We start from the raw sequence: 17,378 nt of genomic DNA, 5'->3' as shown, positions 1-17,378 counted from the left end.
ATTCATAGTTAAGCACGAGTAACACCAAGTTTAGAACTATACTCTGTGTTACTCCGTGCAAAACTTAGTGAAACCCCGTGGTTAATATTAAAAGACTATTAACTCCCAAAAAGATTCTTTCCGATAAATGCATTTCTGAATTTACCATTTGGGTCATATTGCTTTATCAGTTCTTTGAAATCATCCAGTTTTTCAATACGCGATTGTAATACCTGTGGTGAAATAGTAAATAATTTAGCCCAATGCGGACGGGCATTGAAAGGTGCCAATTGCTGCTCAATTAGCGGCAATAATTTCATGACCGCATCTTTCTCCTGTTTCCAGGTAAAGTGAATAATGGCACAAGCCTGTTTATAGCCCGGACTCATCCATAATTCATCTGCAGCCATGGTGCGTACTTCTGTAATAAATAGATGAGGCGTTATTTGCTCATGCAATTTTTCAACGGCCATCATGGCTTTGTAGCCATGTTCTAAAGGAACAAAATATTCAGCCTGTAATTCTTTGCCACTACTTGGTGTAAAACCCATACGGAAGTGAGGCATACGCTCATACCAGGGGCCTTTTACTCCCATTTGTTCTGTACAATTTTCTGCTGAAAGTGCTTCTATCGGGTGAACGTTCTTGGCGTATGCCTTTGCTCCATAAAATTCGGGAGCAATCGTATTATTATCAGTTTCCTCAAAACGACTTTTTATCCATACCTCATTCACATTCTTATTACTCCAATCGGTGAATAAACTTACACTATAACCGCTTGACATGATGGCCTCGAAATTCTTTTCCAACTCAGCCATAGATAAATCCTTATAAACTACCTGTTTCATGCTAAAGGTAGGTAGTAGTTTAAGTGTAAGTTTAGTTATAATTCCTAATGCACCTAAACTTACTACTGCCCCATGAAAAGCATCTCCTTCTTTAGCTTCTGAAAGATTTATGACATTTCCGCTGGCATCTACAAACTCAATAGCAGATACAGCAGTCGCCAGATTGCCATTTTTAACTCCTGAACCATGCGTAGCAGTCGCACAGGCTCCGGCAATAGAGATATGAGGTAAAGAAGCCAGATTATGCAGAGCAAAGCCATTATCGTCCAGATACTTACACAATTCCCCATATTTTATCCCCCCTTCTACCGTAACTGTACTATTTGCTTTATCTAAAGACACTATTTTATTCAGCCCCGCCGAAGATATTTGATTATCTAAGCTGTCGGCTATGGTATTAAAAGAGTGCTTAGAGCCTAACGCACGAAGTTTGTCATATTTCTTTACCATTTCCTGCACCTCTCCTACCGTTTTGGGAGTGTATACATTATCAGTACTATAGGTTAGATTACCGGCCCAGTTGGTTCGGGCTTCTCTTTCTTTACAAGCCATTAATTGTGAAATCATAGTTCCTGTTACTAGAGCCGAAGAAGTCTTTAGGAATGATCTTTTGTTCATAATCTATAGGGTGCTAGGTATAATTGAGTAGTCAAGCAAGTTATAGAAATATTGTGTAAATGCAAAAAGATAAACTTTTTGTTATCCAAATAATAGATTACTTAAAAGTATAAACGCAAACAAGGGAGACAAGTATAGTACTTGTCTCCCTACTTCTTCATCTGATCTGTTGTTAATAATTTTTTTATTCTTCTGCTTCTTTTTCTTCTCTTCTTTCTTCCCATTTCCCCCAACGATTTCTCATTCTCTGTTTGAATTCGTTGCGTTCTTCCGGGTTCATTTTATCCCAGCGTTCAGCCATCCTGTGTTTCCAGAATTGGGCACCGCCCCAATGGCCGCCACTCCAGTGTCCGCCACGAAAACCACCAAACAGGATTTTCGATAATATCAGAAGACCCAGAGCCTGAGCGAAAGTAATCACGCCTAATCCAAATATATCTGGTATGAGCCAATTCCAGAGACTCATCACTACAAACCCACCTAGCAGTACAAAAGCCAAGATGAAAACAAAACCTTTAGCAAACCAAAATTTTACCATTCTCATTTTTTTATCTATTTAATAGGTGAATAAACACAGTTGATTGATTAATATTTAGATTGTTAATTGTTTCACAGAAATAGATCGTCATACAAATACCGAAGTCTATCTCTCAGAAATAAAACAGCCTGCCGTTTCTCCGAAATCAGTTCGCTGACTTTTACACCTGTCATAGCTGAAATCTCTTTGAATGACTTACCTTCCAGTTCATGCATTTCAAAGACAAAGCGTTGATGGCTTGGCAATTCCTCTAAAGCTTCGGAAAGAGCCTCCAGAATAGTTTCCTGCAACATTGGGTCTTGGGCAGATGAATCAGGGAGCATATCAAATAATGATAATCCTTCTTCATCTTCACCTACTCCCTGCATTATTTCTTCCAGAGCATCTGTCTTCTTTCTCCGATAAAAGTCGTTGATTTTATTTCGGGCCACTGTAAACAGCCAGCCAACAGTTTGATCAATGGGCTTAGTTAACCGATACATTTCTACCAGTTCATAAAACACCTCCTGCAACACATCCTCAGCATCAGACAAAGAGGGTACCCGCTGTCGGATAAATCCTAACAGTCGCTGTCTTTCGCCGCTGATGGTTTGCTGAATTTCGTTATTCTGCTCGGTAGTTGTCATCAATTATCTAAACATAGCCATTTGATTTTGAAGACGCATGGCATAGTTTTTTATGTATTTTTCGTGACGAATGGACTATATCGCTTATAAGTGGCAAATTCTCATTACATTTGTCTTAATACTTCACTTTTAATCATTCTGATATTTATGAAAAAAATCGTTCTCTATTGTAGTTTTATTTTTGCCTTGGGCGCATGTAAATCAAAAAATGCTGAAACAACCACCACTGAAACTACCACAGCTAATGCTGACACAGTAGCCACAGCTACCGCCCCCGCTACTGAAACCCTATGTTTTGAAGAAAAAGTAGGCAAAGATTTAACAACCGTCACACTTACGATTGATGGGAATAAAGTAACCGGGAAAATGGACTGGCTGCCTTGGGAAAAAGATCAGGCAAGAGGAACGTTGCTGGGAGAAAAGAAAGGAAATGAAATAGTTGCCGATTATGAATATATGATTGAAGGCTCAAACCAATTAGAAGAAAAAGTTTTTGTGTTGGAAGGTGATAAATTATTGGTAAAGAGTGGTGAATTGGAAGATAAAAATGGTAAACTAGTGATGAAAAATCCGGGCAAAGCTACTATTGGACAAACATTGGTTAAAGTAGCTTGTAAATAAGAAAAAGCTAAGGGGTGTCGAAACACCCCTTAGCTTTTATACAAAATCTTATATTATTTTCTGAACTACAATAATACAAGCATTAACCAAACAGATTACTGCTCAAATAACGGTCTCCCCTATCGCAACAGATAAATACAATCACGCCGCTTTCTAACTCTTGTGCCAGTTTTATAGCTGCGGCCGCTGCGCCACCACTACTCATCCCTGCAAAAATACCCTCTGTTTTTGCTAATTGTCGTGACATTTCTGTCGCTTCTGCTTCTGAAATATCCATTACTCTATCCACTCTCTTGGGGTCAAAAATCTTTGGTAAATATTCTTCAGGCCATCTTCTGATACCCGGAATTGAAGAGTTTTCGGTAGGCTGGCAACCAACAATCTGAATATCAGGATTTACTTCTTTCAGATACATGGAATTACCCATGATTGTACCTGTAGTGCCCATAGAACTCACAAAATGTGTAATCTGCTGCTCAGTATCCCGCCAGATTTCAGGGCCTGTAGTTTTATAATGCGCCAGATAATTGTCTGGATTAGCGAACTGATTCAACAAATAATATTCTCCGGTAGCTGCCTTTGCCTCGGCGTAGTCGCGGCATTTTTCTATGTTTTCAAGCAGAACTACTGTTCCACCAAAGGCTTCCATGGTGAGTGTACGTTCACGGGTCGAATTAGATGGCATTACCAATTCTATCTCTAAATCAAACAAGCGGGCAATCATAGCTAAGGCAATGCCTGTGTTTCCACTGGTGGCCTCTATGAGTTTCATACCCGGCTTTATATCTCCACGCTCTACAGCACTTCTAATCATATTTAAAGCAGGGCGGTCTTTTACACTTCCAGCCGGATTATTCCCCTCCAATTTACCATAAATCCGCACATTTGGGTTCGGATTCAGTTTTTTTAACTCTACTAATGGGGTATTACCTACCAGATCAATAATTGTTGCCATGCCAAACTAAACTATTTTATTTCTTTAAAATTGGTGATTTAATAAGAAGGGGATGAATTAAACAGCCTCACGCTCTACTACCTTAATTTCAGGTTTATGATAGACTGTAGAGTAAGCAGGCACTGACCTCGTTAACCATACGTTACCACCTATGACCGAATGCTGACCGATAATAGTATTGCCACCTAAAATGGTTGCACCAGAGTATATCACTACATTGTCTTCTACTGTAGGATGGCGTTTGATATTCATCATTGATTTATCCACACTCAAGGCTCCTAAAGTTACCCCTTGATACAATTTTACATGTTTGCCAATAATGCTTGTTTCACCAATTACCACACCAGTGCCGTGGTCGATAAAGAAGTATTCATCTATCTGCGCACCCGGATGTATATCAATACCTGTTTTTGAATGTGCATATTCAGTCAGGATTCGAGGTAATAAAGGGATTTCCAGTAAGTGTAACTCATGCGCCAGACGATAGAAAGAAATAGCATAAAAACCCGGATAGGCTCTTATAACTTCAAATTCACTTTTCGCGGCTGGGTCGCCCGTCAGAATTGCCTGAATATCCGTTTTTAAAGTTTCGTATATATAAGGTATTCTTTCAAAAAACTCATGCGCTCTTCTTTCAGGTTGACAATCCTTGCATTGATAGGTCGAAATCAGAATATTTCTTAATTCTAATTCAAGATTCTTGAAATGAATTTCTATTTCCTCTTCCGAATGAAAATACTCTTTGGTTTGCTCCGGAAAAAGCAAACGAACGATACGCAAAGCCCATGCTGAAATCTCTTTGGTAGGTGGCACCGGTTCGGTATGCTGGTGTTTATCAAAGATATGCTGAAAGAAAAGCTTATTCATAGTTGATTTTTTATATGTACTCTATGCTTTAGATAGACTTCTGATATACACGATAACACCCAAAATTATGCCACCGTTCCTGACTTAACGAAAATACGAAAAAAAAGCATTCACTCAAATAAGTATTTTTTGTCAAAAAACATCGACTTTCCATTTTTGGCTTAAACATACGTTCTATATTTATAAGCATTTCTGCCAATATGTCAGATTTTCAGGCATATTGCCCCTCTTGGAATGCTAATTGAGGTAAGCAGAACATTGTTTTAAAAAAATATAAAATATACATATACTTATGGTAGCTGAAAAAGGTACAATTTCGATTAACACCGAAAACATTTTTCCAATCATTAAAAAGTTTCTTTATTCCGACCACGAGATTTTCTTGCGTGAGTTGGTTTCTAATGCTGTCGACGCCACACAAAAGCTAAAAAAATTAGCTTCTATGGGTGAGTTTAATGGAGAGTTAGGCGACTTGACAGTAAAAGTTTCGGTCGATAAAGAAGCAAAAACAATTACTATCTCTGATAAAGGGATTGGTATGAGTGCTGAAGAAATCAAGAAATATATCAATCAGATTGCCTTCTCTGGCGCGAAAGAATTCTTAGAAAAATACAAAGATACGCAAGATACTAACCAGATTATCGGTCAGTTTGGTTTAGGTTTCTACTCGGCCTTTATGGTGGCACAGAATGTAGAAATTATCACTAAATCTTTCCGTGATGAGCCTGCTGCCCGTTGGATATGTGATGGTAGCACCGAGTTTGAAATTAGTGAGGTAGAAAAAGCAGAACGCGGTACTGATATTATTCTTCACATTGCTCCGGATTCAGAAGAGTTTTTAGAAAATTTCAGAATTCAGCAGATTCTTGAGAAATATGCCAAATTCTTACCAGTTGAAATAGAATTTGAAGGTAAAGTAATCAATAATCCGAATCCAATCTGGACAAAGTCGCCTTCTGAACTCACAGAAGAAGATTATAAAAACTTTTACAAAGAGCTTTATCCATTCAGTGAAGAACCTCTATTCTGGATTCATCTGAATGTTGATTATCCTTTTAATCTGACAGGGGTATTATACTTCCCGAAAGTAAAAAAAGACTTCCAGTTAAATCGTGAAAAAGTACAACTATACAGCCGTCAGGTATTTATAACGGATGATGTAAAAGACGTTGTACCGGAATTCCTGCAAATGCTACATGGGGTAATCGACTCACCGGATATTCCTTTGAACGTGTCCCGTAGTTATTTACAGGCCGATAGCAACGTAAAGAAAATCAATTCGCACATTACTAAGAAAGTAGCCGATAAACTACAGGAATTATTCCGTCAGGACAGAAAAGGGTTTGAAGAGAAATGGGAAAGTGTAGGTGTTTTTGTAAAATATGGTATCGTTTCAGATGATAAATTCTACGACAGAGCCAAAGAATTTACTCTATTGAAAAATGTAGATAATGAATACTTTACATTGGACGAATACCGTGAGAAAGTACAAGTAAACCAAAGCGACAAAGAAGATAAAGCGGTATTCTTATATGCCAATGATGCGAATCAACAGGATGCATTTATTACTTCTGCCAAAAAACGTGGGTATGATGTGCTTATTATGGATTCGCCTTTAGATGCTCACTTTATTAATGCTTTAGAATCGAAGTTAGAGAAAGTAACTTTTAAACGCGTTGACTCTGATAGCATCGAGAAATTGATTGACAAAGGCCTGGCAATGGAAAGTGTGTTGAGTGAAGATGAGAAAAAACAGGTAGAAGAATTGTTTAAAGGATTAGTCGGAACAAACACAGTACAGTTGGAATCGCTTCCAACAGATGAAATGCCTGTAACCATCATTCAGCCCGAGTTTATGCGTCGTTGGAAAGATATGTCTCGTATAAGTGGTCAGAACGATATGTTTGGTATGATGCCAATGGGACACAACGTGGTAATAAACACTAACCATAGCTTGATTGACAAAATCCTTAAAACGGCTGACGCTGATGCGCAAAAACAATTGGCTAAACAATTGTATGACCTGGCACTATTGGCACAGGGTATGTTATCAGGCGGAGATTTAACGAAGTTTGTAGAGAGAACTGTAGCGGCTCTTTGATTAATATAAATAGTATAAAAAAACTCACATTAATCAATGTGAGTTTTTTTATATGTTAATGAACAACTTCCTGTTCTTTCAATATCCTTTCATAATAGGCTTCATACTTAGGCACTATATTAGAAATATCAAACTCCTGTGCATGAGCCAAAGCATTTGCCTTAAATGTAGGCAGATTCTCATCTTGCAGAATAAACAACGCGTTTTTGACCATATCCTCGATATCTCCTACATTACTCAAAAAGCCTGTAACTCCATGTACATTCAATTCAGGCAAACCACCTGTATTGGTTGAAATAACCGGTACTTCACAAGCCATTGCTTCCAAAGCCGCTAAACCAAAACTTTCTTTTTCTGATGGCATCAGGAATAAATCTGCTACCGATAGCACTTCTTCTATGGCATCTAATTTACCTACAAAACGTACGTCTTCACCCAAACCTAAATCACGGCTCAATTGCTCCATAGCTGCACGTTCAGGGCCATCGCCTACTAATAAAAGTTTACTCGGTATAGATGTTTTCAGTTTAGCAAATACCTTAATAATATCATCAATACGCTTTACACGACGGAAGTTAGACGTATGCACTAACAATTTTTCATCGTTCGGACATATGATACGTTTGAAGTGCTCTTTCTTTTGCTTCTTGAAGCGCTCTAAATCAACAAAGTTAGGAATCACCTCTATATCTTTTCTTACCCTGAAAGTATTACAGGTCTCTCTCCGTAAATCTTCAGATACGGTAGTTACCCCATCTGACTCATTGATGCTGAATGTAACCACAGGCGACAGAGTTGCATCCTTTCCTACTATGGTAATATCTGTTCCATGCAGGGTAGTAATAACTGGTACATTGATGCCCTGGCATCTTAATATCTGTTTAGCCAAAAACGCCGAAGTAGCGTGCGGAATAGCATAGTGCACATGCAGAATATCTAATTCTTCATATTTCACAACATCAACCATTTTTCCTGCTAAAGCAGATTCATAAGGCGGATATTGAAAGAGTGGATAACTGGCAATGTTTACTTCGTGGTAAAAAATGTTTTCATTAAAAAAATCCAGCCTGGCTGGCTGCGTATAAGTGATAAAGTGTACTTCATGACCATTTTTTGCGAGTGCTTTGCCTAGTTCAGTAGCAACGACCCCACTCCCTCCAAAGGTGGGATAACATACAATTCCAATTTTCATAGATGCGGTTTAAATACCTGTTTCTAGTACAACAATTTTTTTTGAAAAAAATCTCATATCCACGCATTAAGAATTTGTGTTTTTTAATTGGATGCCAATTCTTTCAAACAATTTTAGTATTTTTGAGAAAATGAACACTACAGAATCCCTGAAAACGATAAGCGCCTTTTTTCGACTGGTTCGTGTGAACAACCTGCTCATTATTGTATTGACCCAATACATGGCCCGGATTTTTCTGGTTGGTCCTAAATCAGAGTGGCGTCTATATATATTTGACTATAAACAATTTATGTTGGTTTTTGCTACCGTATCTATTGCCGCAGCAGGATATATTATCAATGATTATTTCGATATTAAAATCGATATGGTCAATAAACCACGGGAGGTTATTATAGGCAAACTTATTAAACGTCGATGGGCAATTCTCATTCATCAGATATTGAATTTTATTGGTATTGCCATCGGCTTTTTTTTGGGATTAAAAGTTTTTCTAATCAATGTTTTTGCGGTATCTGCACTTTGGTTTTATTCTGAAAGATTTAAAAGACAGGCATTTATCGGTAATTTTCTGGTGGCCTTTCTTACGTCTTTTTCTCTGATAGTGTTGGCAGTATATTATAAGAAAAACGAAATGTATGTAAATATCTATGCCCTCTTTGCTTTTTCTATCTCATTAATCAGAGAAATCATTAAAGATATGGAAGACATCAGGGGTGATGCCCGTTATGGCTGCCGTACACTCCCAATCATTTGGGGTATCAGGCGTACAAAAATCCTATTGTATATATTCATTATTATTTTCGTATCCATTCTGTTTTTTATGGCTTATAGCTTACATAACAGATATCTGATAATCATTTTCAGTGGCTCGATTATTGTCTTTAGCTGGCTGATGAATAAACTCTATTGGGCAGACAGAAAGAAAGATTTTACACTATTGAGCAGAATCTGTAAAATTATTATGCTGGGTGGTATCACAAGTATGATATTTGTTTAAATAAGAAGTAAACGTTTTTATATCCGTACAGGAGACAACACACCAAACCTATTATGAATCGAACCAAGAATATCGAGCGTATACGAAATGAAGAATTTGATATTTGTATCATAGGCGGCGGTGCAAGTGGAGCAGGTTGTGCATTAGATGCGGCTCTACGCGGTTTAAAAGTAGCACTCATTGAAAAAAATGATTTTGCCGCTGAAACTTCTTCAAAATCTACCAAGCTCATACATGGAGGTGTAAGATATTTAGAACAAGCTTTTAAGAATTTAGATTTCGGGCAGTTACGTCAGGTAAGACATGGTCTGGAAGAACGTCATATAGTTATTAAAAATGCTCCTCATTTAGCTCATCCTCTGGCTCTCATTACACCTGTTTTCAGTTGGATTGAGGGTATGTATTTTACTATCGGACTTACCATCTATGGTTTCTTTGCCAAGAATGATACCATGCCTAAAGCCAAATGGCTAAGCAAAAAAGAAACCTTCGAGCGAATCCCGACTCTTACGCAAAAATTACATAGTTCAGTAATGTATTATGATGGGCAATTAGATGATGCCCGTTACTGTTTAGGCCTGGCACACAGTGCTGACCAGCAAGGTGTAGCAACAGTAAATCATGCAAAAGTAGTAAGTTTCGGAAAAGATGCAACAGGTAAGATTATTTCGGCAGATATAAAGGATTTTTTGGGGAATACCTCACTCACAATAAAATCAAAGCTTTTCATTAATTGCACGGGCCCATTTGCTGATGGCATCCGGCTATTAGCTAATTCGACTTTAGAAAAACGTCTGCGTCCGAGCAAAGGAGTACATATCATGTTACCTGCAGATGTGCTTAAAAGTAAAGATGCCATGTTGATTCCTAAAACGAAGGATGGCCGTGTGGTTTTTGTAATTCCGTTTGAGGGAGAAGTAATGGTAGGAACTACAGACGACGAATACAAAGATTTGAAAAAAGAGCCAATTCTGGAAAGTCAGGAAATTGATTTTCTATTAGATACGCTTCGCCCCTATCTGGCAAAAGTACCTGAGCGCTCTACAATTAAATCAGGTTTTGGTGGTTTGCGTCCATTGATTGCTTCATCTGGTTCTAAAGCAACAAAAAAACTAGTAAGAGACCATGAAGTTGAGCATGATGATAGATCTAGTTTATTGAGCCTTTTAGGAGGTAAATGGACAACCTATCGTTTAATGGCTAAAGATACCATTGATGACGCTTGTAAATTATTAGGTATTGATACCCCTTGCACTACCGACCAACATTATCTGGTAGGCGGAGAAAACTACCATTTTGAAGATTGGCAGAGTATCCAAAAAGAATACAAGTTGGACGCTGATATTTGTCAGCACCTGTTGCAGAAATATGGAACACAAGCAAGGGAGGTATTAAAGCAAGGTTCTATAGAAAGGCTTCATCCGGAACATCCTTTTATTGAAGCGGAAGTAATTTATACGGTAAAAGAAGAAATGGCTTGCACACTCCGTGATTTTTTTGCCAGACGCATACGCATGGAATTGCTCGACTGGCAGGCAACCTATGATACCATACCAGTAGTTGCTGACTTGGTGGGTAAACAATTAGAATGGACAGAATCACAGAAACAAACCCATATTGAAGAATATCAAAGCTTACTCAAAGGCTTTATGAAAAGCGCGGCTATTCAACCGAAGGCTTATTAATTTCTGTTCACTATGCCACTCAATGAAAAAAAACTATTAATCATTATTCCCTGCTTCAATGAAGAGGCATCTATTGCTAAGCTCCTCACAGAATTATTGAATTTAAAACTACCCTACAATTTAACCATTGCAGTTGTGAACGACTGCTCTACAGATAATACTTTATCAGTTGTACGCTCATTTAATGTAGTTGTGTTGAATCTACCTGTAAATTTAGGCATTGGTGGCGCTGTGCAGACAGGCTTTAAATATGCCCACCGCAATAACTATGATTTAGCAGTACAGATGGATGGAGATGGGCAACACCCTCCAACCGAACTCCCTAAGTTATTAGTCCATCATGAAAAAACACAGGCAAATGTTACTATAGGCTCCAGATTTATCCTGAAAGAGGGTTTTCAGTCTTCTTTCTTGAGGCGTAGTGGTATTGCCTACTTCCATCGACTTAATCAGCTGTTTACTGGCAAACGCATTCTGGATATTACTTCCGGCTTTCGTCTGCTTGATAAAAAGGCTATCGGTATAGCAGCCGAAAACTACCCTGATGAATATCCGGAACCTGAATCATTGGTCGCCTTCGCCAAAGCTAGGCTCCGAATTCAAGAAATAGCAGTAATCATGAAAGAACGACAGGGAGGACAATCTTCGATCCGCTCATTTTCAAGTATTTATTACATGATAAAAGTAAGTATAGCTATGTTTTTTGCCTATATCCGAAAATAAACTACTGACGAAAAAAGAATACTCTTATATCGGCACTTGAATTTTGAATGATGGGTTTTATGAGCAATAAAAGACTACTTATTGTATAAGCTTTCGCCTTACTCATTTTATTATCTGCCAGAATCCGTTCTCTGATACTTGAAAAATCCAAAGTCTCCAACCTGAAATTCTGAAGCAGTTTGAAATCATATTTATTCAGGTATGCAGGCAGGTTTTTCGGGTTAAAATAATTGATATGCGGACTATGGAAATTAAACTGCCATAACCTGTCTAAGAAAGATTTAATTTTGAGATAATAGAGCATTGAAGCCGTGCGATAGAAAAAGCCATTGCTCATAGGTATATTAATAATCAGCAATCCGTCCTTTTTGAGGTCTTTTTTTATGCTCAGCAGCAGACTTTTTAAATCAGAAATATGCTCAAATACATCATTAAAAATAATAAAATCATATCCTTCTGTTAAATCGGTTGCTGGATTCGGATAAAAACCCATTACCACATTCAAGTCATTTTTCCGGTAATAATCGGCAAAGGTATTTTCGGGCTCTATACCTAGGCAATCAATCTTATTATCTCTGCACACTTCCAGCCACCAACCATTGCCACTGCCAATTTCAAGGCCTTTGATGTTTTTTTTATCCTTAAAGTAATTCTCTTCTAATGCCTTTATAATTGATTGAAAGTTTTGTAGCCTCAACTTCTTCAATCCTATCTCCCGGCTATCTTCTTCCAGGCTTGATTGAAAAGACAAATCAAAAGTTGCATCAGAGGTATATAAATCACATGAAGCACACTGATAAACTTTATGTTGTAATTCAAACTTTAAATCTTGTTTATTACCACAAACTATACATTGCAAGTTATTCATCGGTTTGTCAGTTTTTCTTTCTTCTATAGGCTTCTGCCAGATTACCTTTTAAAAGTGCATTATTGGGGTTTATTTTCAAGCCTTTTTCTCCGGCAATAATTGCATTGTCCCAATCTTCCAGTTGATTATACGCTGCGCATAGATTATTGTAAGCCAAATCATAATCAGGTTTCAAAGCCAATGCTTTTTTGCAGGCTTCTATACATGCTTTGTATTTTTTCTGATTGAAATAGGCCAGACTTAAACTCAGGTAGTTTTCAGCCGAGGGTTGTCCATCAGATAATTTTTGCGCGTTGCTTAAAGCATTAATCCCATTTTCCGATAATATCAGGTTATTTTTAGCTAATGAAAAATCAGGTTTTAAAGCCAAAGCTTTTTTCAGAAATGGAATAGCTTTATCATAGTGTTTAAGCTCATTATATGCCGAGCCAATATTGTTATAGGCTTCTGCATAATCTGCTTTCAGTTTGATAGCTTCTAAAGCCATATCAATACTTTTCTGGTATTGGCCTGCCTGATAATAAGATAAGCTTAAAACCATATATTTGTCAGGGCTCGGGTTCTTTTTTATCTGTTCTAACTCCGAGCTTAACCTGTTTTGCTTCTTCAAGGCAGACTCCTTAAACCTTAATGCTTCTGCATTATCAGGTGCAATCTGCAAAGTACTTTCAGCTAATTGTGCTAATTTGTCATACTCCTCCTGGTTATCGTAGACTTTCATTAACAACTCTCTGGCCAATAAATAGGCCGGTGAAATCTCAATAGCTTTTGTTAAAAGCGGAGCAGCCTCAGCGTACCTGAACTGATTCACTAAAAATCTGCTATAGAAAAAATACGAATCTGCGCTGGTGTTATTAAGTGCTAATGCATTTTTAAAATAGTTTTCCGCAGTTGTTTTATCTCCCATTGCTTCTTTCAATACGGCTAAATTGATGTGAAGAGTAGCATAATTGGGTAGCCCTGCCAAAGCATCAGTAAAGTATTTTTCGGCAATGGCATATTCCCCTTTGGTCATTTTAGCCAGGCCATAGTTCATTAATCCCCTATAATTCTTAGGACTTTTCACTGTTACATCATACCATAAACTCTCTTCTGTTTTCCATACCTCATTCCGTTGATAAGTTCCAATGCCATATCCTATTAAAATAATCACTATCACCGATAAAATAGCTGTTGAATATTTTTCATAAAAGACTTTATATCTCAACAATAGTAAAGCTATGCCCCAAACCACAGCCATAACGAGCCCCACAAACGGGAAAAACATCCGATGGTCGTTCATTACTTCTCCTAAAGGGATAATACTTGAAGATGGCACTAAAGCCAGAAAGAACCATAGAATACCAAAACTGATAGGCCGGGTAGAAGCTTTTTTAGAAAAATAGACCGCAATAATCAACATTGTGATAATAAACAATGCACCTGCAAAAAACCGGATATCCCGAATGCTAGTTAATAATTGCCAGTCCGTATCTGCGCTTAAATGAATGGGCAAAAACAGTGAGCCGAAATAATAAGTAATGACAAAAGGCTGAGTAATCAGGTATAACCAGGGTGAATTGCCTCCGGCAAGCCAGGTTTTCGGAGTAAATCTATCAACCCACCAATAAAGCAAAGCACAGACTATCAGTGCAGGCAATACCCGCACAACGCTATTGATGGTCTGTTTAAAATAGCTTCCTTTGAAAAAGTCACCAATACTCATATCTTTCTCAAAAAACACGATATAGAAAAATAGGATAGGCGCAAACATTACTGCCGTAGGCTTGGCTAATGTTCCTAGAACAATCGGAAGCAGATAAAGAAAAGTCTTCCGGCAAAAGGTTGAATAGGTGTATAAAACGAAGGCCAGTATGACAAAAAAAGTAGACTGAGTATCTGAACGGGCAATGACATAATTCACAGTCTCGGCCATTGCGGGATGTAATAAATACCAGGCAACAGCTATCAAGGCTATATACTTGTTCCAGTGGTTCTCATAGGCAATGTCAAAAATCTTTCTGAAAAAGAGCAACATCAATATTCCCTGAATGAGATAAAAGATGAAAGTAAGCAGGTGGAAATAAAAGAGATTATAGCCATTACCTAACCAGTAATCAATAGCCAGGGAGGTTGTAACTATAGGTCGATAAGCCTGATTGGATGGTAAAGTACTAAATGTGGTGGCATCTTTGAAAAACAAGGGTATGTTTTTCAGGTTGCGAATGTATAAGTTGTTTTCAACTGTGTGGAAATCATCAAAATGAAAAACATTGTAAAAGTGGTTACTATACACAATGCAAGTCACAATCATTAACAAGGCTAAATAAAGCTGATATTGCTTTTTCATTAATTGCTGGATAGTTTCTAGGTGCTTTTAGATGGTAAAAAAAAGCCTGAAAAGCGAAGATGCTTCTCAGGCTCTCAGGAATTTATAAATTCAGAACCGTGCCCATATTCCACCAGATAAAGGCATAAATATCGGCGGTTTGTTCAATATATTTGGCAGTATTACTTGCACCATGACCCGAATTAGTATCAATTCTGATTAACAAAGGATTGGTGCTGCTTTTTCCGGCTTTTGCTTGTAGCATAGCCGCATATTTGAATGAATGTGCTGGCACTACCCGATCATCATGGTCAGCGGTAGTAATCAGGGTAGCAGGATAATCTACACCTTCTTTAATATTATGCAATGGCGAATAAGCATATAAAGCTTTAAATTCATCAGCATTATCAGCTGAACCATAGTCAGCAATCCAGTTCCAGCCAATAGTAAATTTCTGAAAACGAAGCATGTCCATTACTCCTACTTGCGGAATTGCTACTCTGGCTAATTCTGGTCTCTGGTTCATTACCGCACCTACCAGAAGCCCCCCATTTGAGCCACCACGAATAGCTAAGTGTGCATTATCACAATATTTCTGCGCTATCAGGTATTCTCCTGCAGCAATAAAATCATCAAATACATTCTGTTTTTTTAGCTTCATTCCCTGCTCATGCCATTTCTCGCCATATTCACTACCACCTCTTAAATTAGCTTGAGCAAAAACCCCACCTTGCTCCAGAAATGGAATCAATAACGGACTGAATACAGGATTCAGACTGTTATTGAAACCTCCATAACCATATAATAAGGTAGGGTTTTGTCCATTCAGATTGATCCCTTTTTTATATACAATAAACATCGGAATCTTAGTACCGTCTTTACTCGGATAAAACACTTGTTTGGTTTCAAAGTCAGATGCTTTAAAATCAACTTCCGGTGCACGGAAAACCGTGCTTTGTTTACTGGCTATATCATAGCTAAATATGGTAGCCGGAGAAGTGAACGAGGTAAAAGTATAAAATACCGCTTTATCATCAGCATTACCACCAAAACCAGAGGCAGTGCCTAAATCCGGCAATTTGATTTCATTTTCTAATTTACCTTTTACATCATAAACATAAGCACGGGTAGTCACATCTTTCAGATAAGTCAGAAACAGTTTGCCCCCTGCTACATTTGAAGATTGCAGGGGTTCCGGTTGTTCAGCAACTACTGATTTCCATGAACCATTAGCAGTATCAAAACTCTCTATTTTCTCATTTTTAGCGTCTTTATTGGTCTGTATCAACAGTGTTTTGCCTACGTTTTCAATGACACCAAATGAGAAATCTGTTACTTCTGCTACTACTGGCTTGAATGTTTTGGCACCTGCTTCTTTATAAAATAAAGCATTACCGTCTTTGCCTTTACCACGGTCGCTTACAGTTAACAACGCAAATTGCTCATCTTCGGTAGTACCTACTGTATGGAAACGCTGTGGATTTGCTTTGTCTTCAAATATAAGGGCATCAGTGGCTTGCGAAGTGCCTAATTTATGGAAAAACACCTGATGGTTTTCATTTTTTGCTGCTAAAGCACTCCCATCCGGTTTTGGATAACGGCTATAATAAAACCCATCTCCCTGCCAGGCAATACCCGAAACTTTCACCCATTCAATTTTGTCTGACAAGTTCTGTTTGGTCGACATATCCATGATAAAAATGTCCTGCCAGTCAGACCCACCTTTTGATAAGGCATAGGCCGCATATTTGCCGTCTTTCGACAATTGAAATTGCGCCAGACGGGTAGTTGCATCTTTTGATAGTTTATTCGGATCTAATACTACTTCAGGTGTGCCGTTCAGGCCCTTTTGGCGATACAATACTGACTGATTTTGCAAACCATCATTTTTATAAAAATAATACCATTCACCCTTACGACTAGGGGCAGAGTATTTAGCATAGTTATAGATTTTCTCTAATCTTTTTTTCAGTGTTTCGCGGTAAGGAATTTTATCTAAGTAGCTGAAAGTTACTTGATTCTGTTGCTTTACCCATTCGGCTGTCTCTGCCGAGCGGTCATCTTCCAGCCAACGATAAGGGTCAGCCACACTGGTGCCATGATAATTGTCTTTTTGATCTACTGTTCGGGTTGTGGGATACTTCAATTGAGCCATTAAAAAAAACGGTGCCATAAGTAATGTGGTAGTGAGTATGCTAATTGGTTTTTTCATAGTTAGAGATGATTTTTTATACTACAAAGTAAAGGATATTTTGAATTTGTTTAAATTTTAAATTTAACTATTATAAAGTAATAGGGTACGCCATCGCTCAAAAAGGTTCCCTCCATGTGGACTGCACCCCAAATTTTGGACAAAATTATTATTAAGTTTTAGAATGATGCGCTCGGTATTGTATGGGGCTCATTCCTTTTAGATTAAGTTTAATTCTTTCTTTGTTATAATACTGAATAT

15 protein-coding genes are annotated in these 17,378 nt (G+C 37.9%); 5 read left to right on the top strand and 10 right to left on the bottom strand.

The window, feature by feature from the left end; translation table 11 throughout:
* Nucleotides 1-98: 98 nt before the first annotated feature.
* The 3 genes from D0T08_RS26865 to D0T08_RS26855 all read right to left on the bottom strand — a co-directional run bounded on the left by D0T08_RS26865 (nucleotide 99) and on the right by D0T08_RS26855 (nucleotide 2,609).
* Nucleotides 99-1,445 carry a D-arabinono-1,4-lactone oxidase gene (locus D0T08_RS26865; protein WP_116985850.1) on the bottom strand — a complete coding sequence of 449 codons (1,347 nt, stop codon included), beginning with the start codon at nucleotides 1,443-1,445 and terminating at the stop codon, nucleotides 99-101.
* A 184-nt stretch (nucleotides 1,446-1,629) separates the two neighbouring features.
* The gene (locus D0T08_RS26860) at nucleotides 1,630-1,983 is read right to left on the bottom strand and encodes a hypothetical protein (protein ID WP_199538235.1); all 354 of its coding nucleotides are present in this window, start codon (nucleotides 1,981-1,983) and stop codon (nucleotides 1,630-1,632) included.
* Nucleotides 1,984-2,054: 71 nt separating this feature from the next.
* Complete coding sequence (locus D0T08_RS26855; protein ID WP_116985848.1) at nucleotides 2,055-2,609, bottom strand: RNA polymerase sigma factor; 555 nt, start codon at nucleotides 2,607-2,609, stop codon at nucleotides 2,055-2,057.
* Between the two features lie 147 nt (nucleotides 2,610-2,756).
* Between D0T08_RS26855 and D0T08_RS26850 the strand changes: the two genes are divergently transcribed.
* Complete coding sequence (locus tag D0T08_RS26850) at nucleotides 2,757-3,230, top strand: hypothetical protein (RefSeq protein WP_116985847.1); 474 nt, start codon at nucleotides 2,757-2,759, stop codon at nucleotides 3,228-3,230.
* Nucleotides 3,231-3,312: 82 nt separating this feature from the next.
* Here the strand turns inward: D0T08_RS26850 and cysM are convergent, their stop codons facing one another.
* Together cysM and epsC are read right to left on the bottom strand one after the other, a co-directional pair.
* Nucleotides 3,313-4,185 (bottom strand): cysteine synthase CysM, encoded by an 873-nt coding sequence (gene cysM / locus D0T08_RS26845; protein WP_116985846.1) that lies wholly within the window; start codon nucleotides 4,183-4,185, stop codon nucleotides 3,313-3,315.
* Nucleotides 4,186-4,242: 57 nt separating this feature from the next.
* Nucleotides 4,243-5,052, bottom strand: coding sequence for a serine O-acetyltransferase EpsC (gene epsC, locus D0T08_RS26840; RefSeq protein WP_116985845.1), 810 nt, complete (start codon nucleotides 5,050-5,052; stop codon nucleotides 4,243-4,245).
* 292 nt (nucleotides 5,053-5,344) lie between these two features.
* Between epsC and htpG the strand changes: the two genes are divergently transcribed.
* Complete coding sequence (gene htpG / locus D0T08_RS26835) at nucleotides 5,345-7,153, top strand: molecular chaperone HtpG (RefSeq protein WP_116985844.1); 1,809 nt, start codon at nucleotides 5,345-5,347, stop codon at nucleotides 7,151-7,153.
* Nucleotides 7,154-7,208: 55 nt separating this feature from the next.
* Here htpG and bshA read toward each other — a convergent pair whose 3' ends face one another.
* Complete coding sequence (bshA, locus tag D0T08_RS26830) at nucleotides 7,209-8,345, bottom strand: N-acetyl-alpha-D-glucosaminyl L-malate synthase BshA (protein ID WP_116985843.1); 1,137 nt, start codon at nucleotides 8,343-8,345, stop codon at nucleotides 7,209-7,211.
* Nucleotides 8,346-8,475: 130 nt separating this feature from the next.
* Here bshA and D0T08_RS26825 point away from each other — a divergent pair, with 130 nt between their 5' ends.
* Genes D0T08_RS26825 through D0T08_RS26815 form a run of 3 tightly spaced genes read left to right on the top strand, consistent with a single transcriptional unit; the run spans nucleotide 8,476 to nucleotide 11,750 of the window.
* The gene (locus tag D0T08_RS26825; protein WP_116985868.1) at nucleotides 8,476-9,342 is read left to right on the top strand and encodes a geranylgeranylglycerol-phosphate geranylgeranyltransferase; all 867 of its coding nucleotides are present in this window, start codon (nucleotides 8,476-8,478) and stop codon (nucleotides 9,340-9,342) included.
* A gap of 53 nt (nucleotides 9,343-9,395) precedes the next feature.
* The gene (locus D0T08_RS26820) at nucleotides 9,396-11,027 is read left to right on the top strand and encodes a glycerol-3-phosphate dehydrogenase/oxidase (RefSeq protein WP_116985842.1); all 1,632 of its coding nucleotides are present in this window, start codon (nucleotides 9,396-9,398) and stop codon (nucleotides 11,025-11,027) included.
* Between the two features lie 12 nt (nucleotides 11,028-11,039).
* Nucleotides 11,040-11,750 carry a glycosyltransferase family 2 protein gene (locus D0T08_RS26815; RefSeq protein WP_116985841.1) on the top strand — a complete coding sequence of 237 codons (711 nt, stop codon included), beginning with the start codon at nucleotides 11,040-11,042 and terminating at the stop codon, nucleotides 11,748-11,750.
* A gap of 1 nt (nucleotide 11,751) precedes the next feature.
* On the opposite strand, the gene D0T08_RS26810 is transcribed toward D0T08_RS26815, so the two are convergent.
* The 4 genes from D0T08_RS26810 to D0T08_RS28295 form a co-directional block, all read right to left on the bottom strand.
* Nucleotides 11,752-12,618: a class I SAM-dependent methyltransferase gene (locus D0T08_RS26810; protein ID WP_116985840.1), complete on the bottom strand. Its 867-nt coding sequence runs from the start codon at nucleotides 12,616-12,618 to the stop codon at nucleotides 11,752-11,754.
* Between the two features lie 7 nt (nucleotides 12,619-12,625).
* The gene (locus D0T08_RS26805; protein WP_116985839.1) at nucleotides 12,626-14,947 is read right to left on the bottom strand and encodes a tetratricopeptide repeat protein; all 2,322 of its coding nucleotides are present in this window, start codon (nucleotides 14,945-14,947) and stop codon (nucleotides 12,626-12,628) included.
* Between the two features lie 82 nt (nucleotides 14,948-15,029).
* Nucleotides 15,030-17,138: a prolyl oligopeptidase family protein gene (locus D0T08_RS26800; protein ID WP_116985838.1), complete on the bottom strand. Its 2,109-nt coding sequence runs from the start codon at nucleotides 17,136-17,138 to the stop codon at nucleotides 15,030-15,032.
* A 151-nt stretch (nucleotides 17,139-17,289) separates the two neighbouring features.
* Nucleotides 17,290-17,376: an IS3 family transposase gene (locus tag D0T08_RS28295; protein ID WP_409012909.1), complete on the bottom strand. Its 87-nt coding sequence runs from the start codon at nucleotides 17,374-17,376 to the stop codon at nucleotides 17,290-17,292.
* Between the last annotated feature and the right edge of the window lie 2 nt (nucleotides 17,377-17,378).

Source organism: Emticicia sp. C21, from assembly GCF_003418935.1.
Lineage (GTDB): Bacteria > Bacteroidota > Bacteroidia > Cytophagales > Spirosomataceae > Emticicia.
Note: the sequence above shows the minus strand (reverse complement) of the source record. Positions and strands in the feature narration are given on the sequence as shown.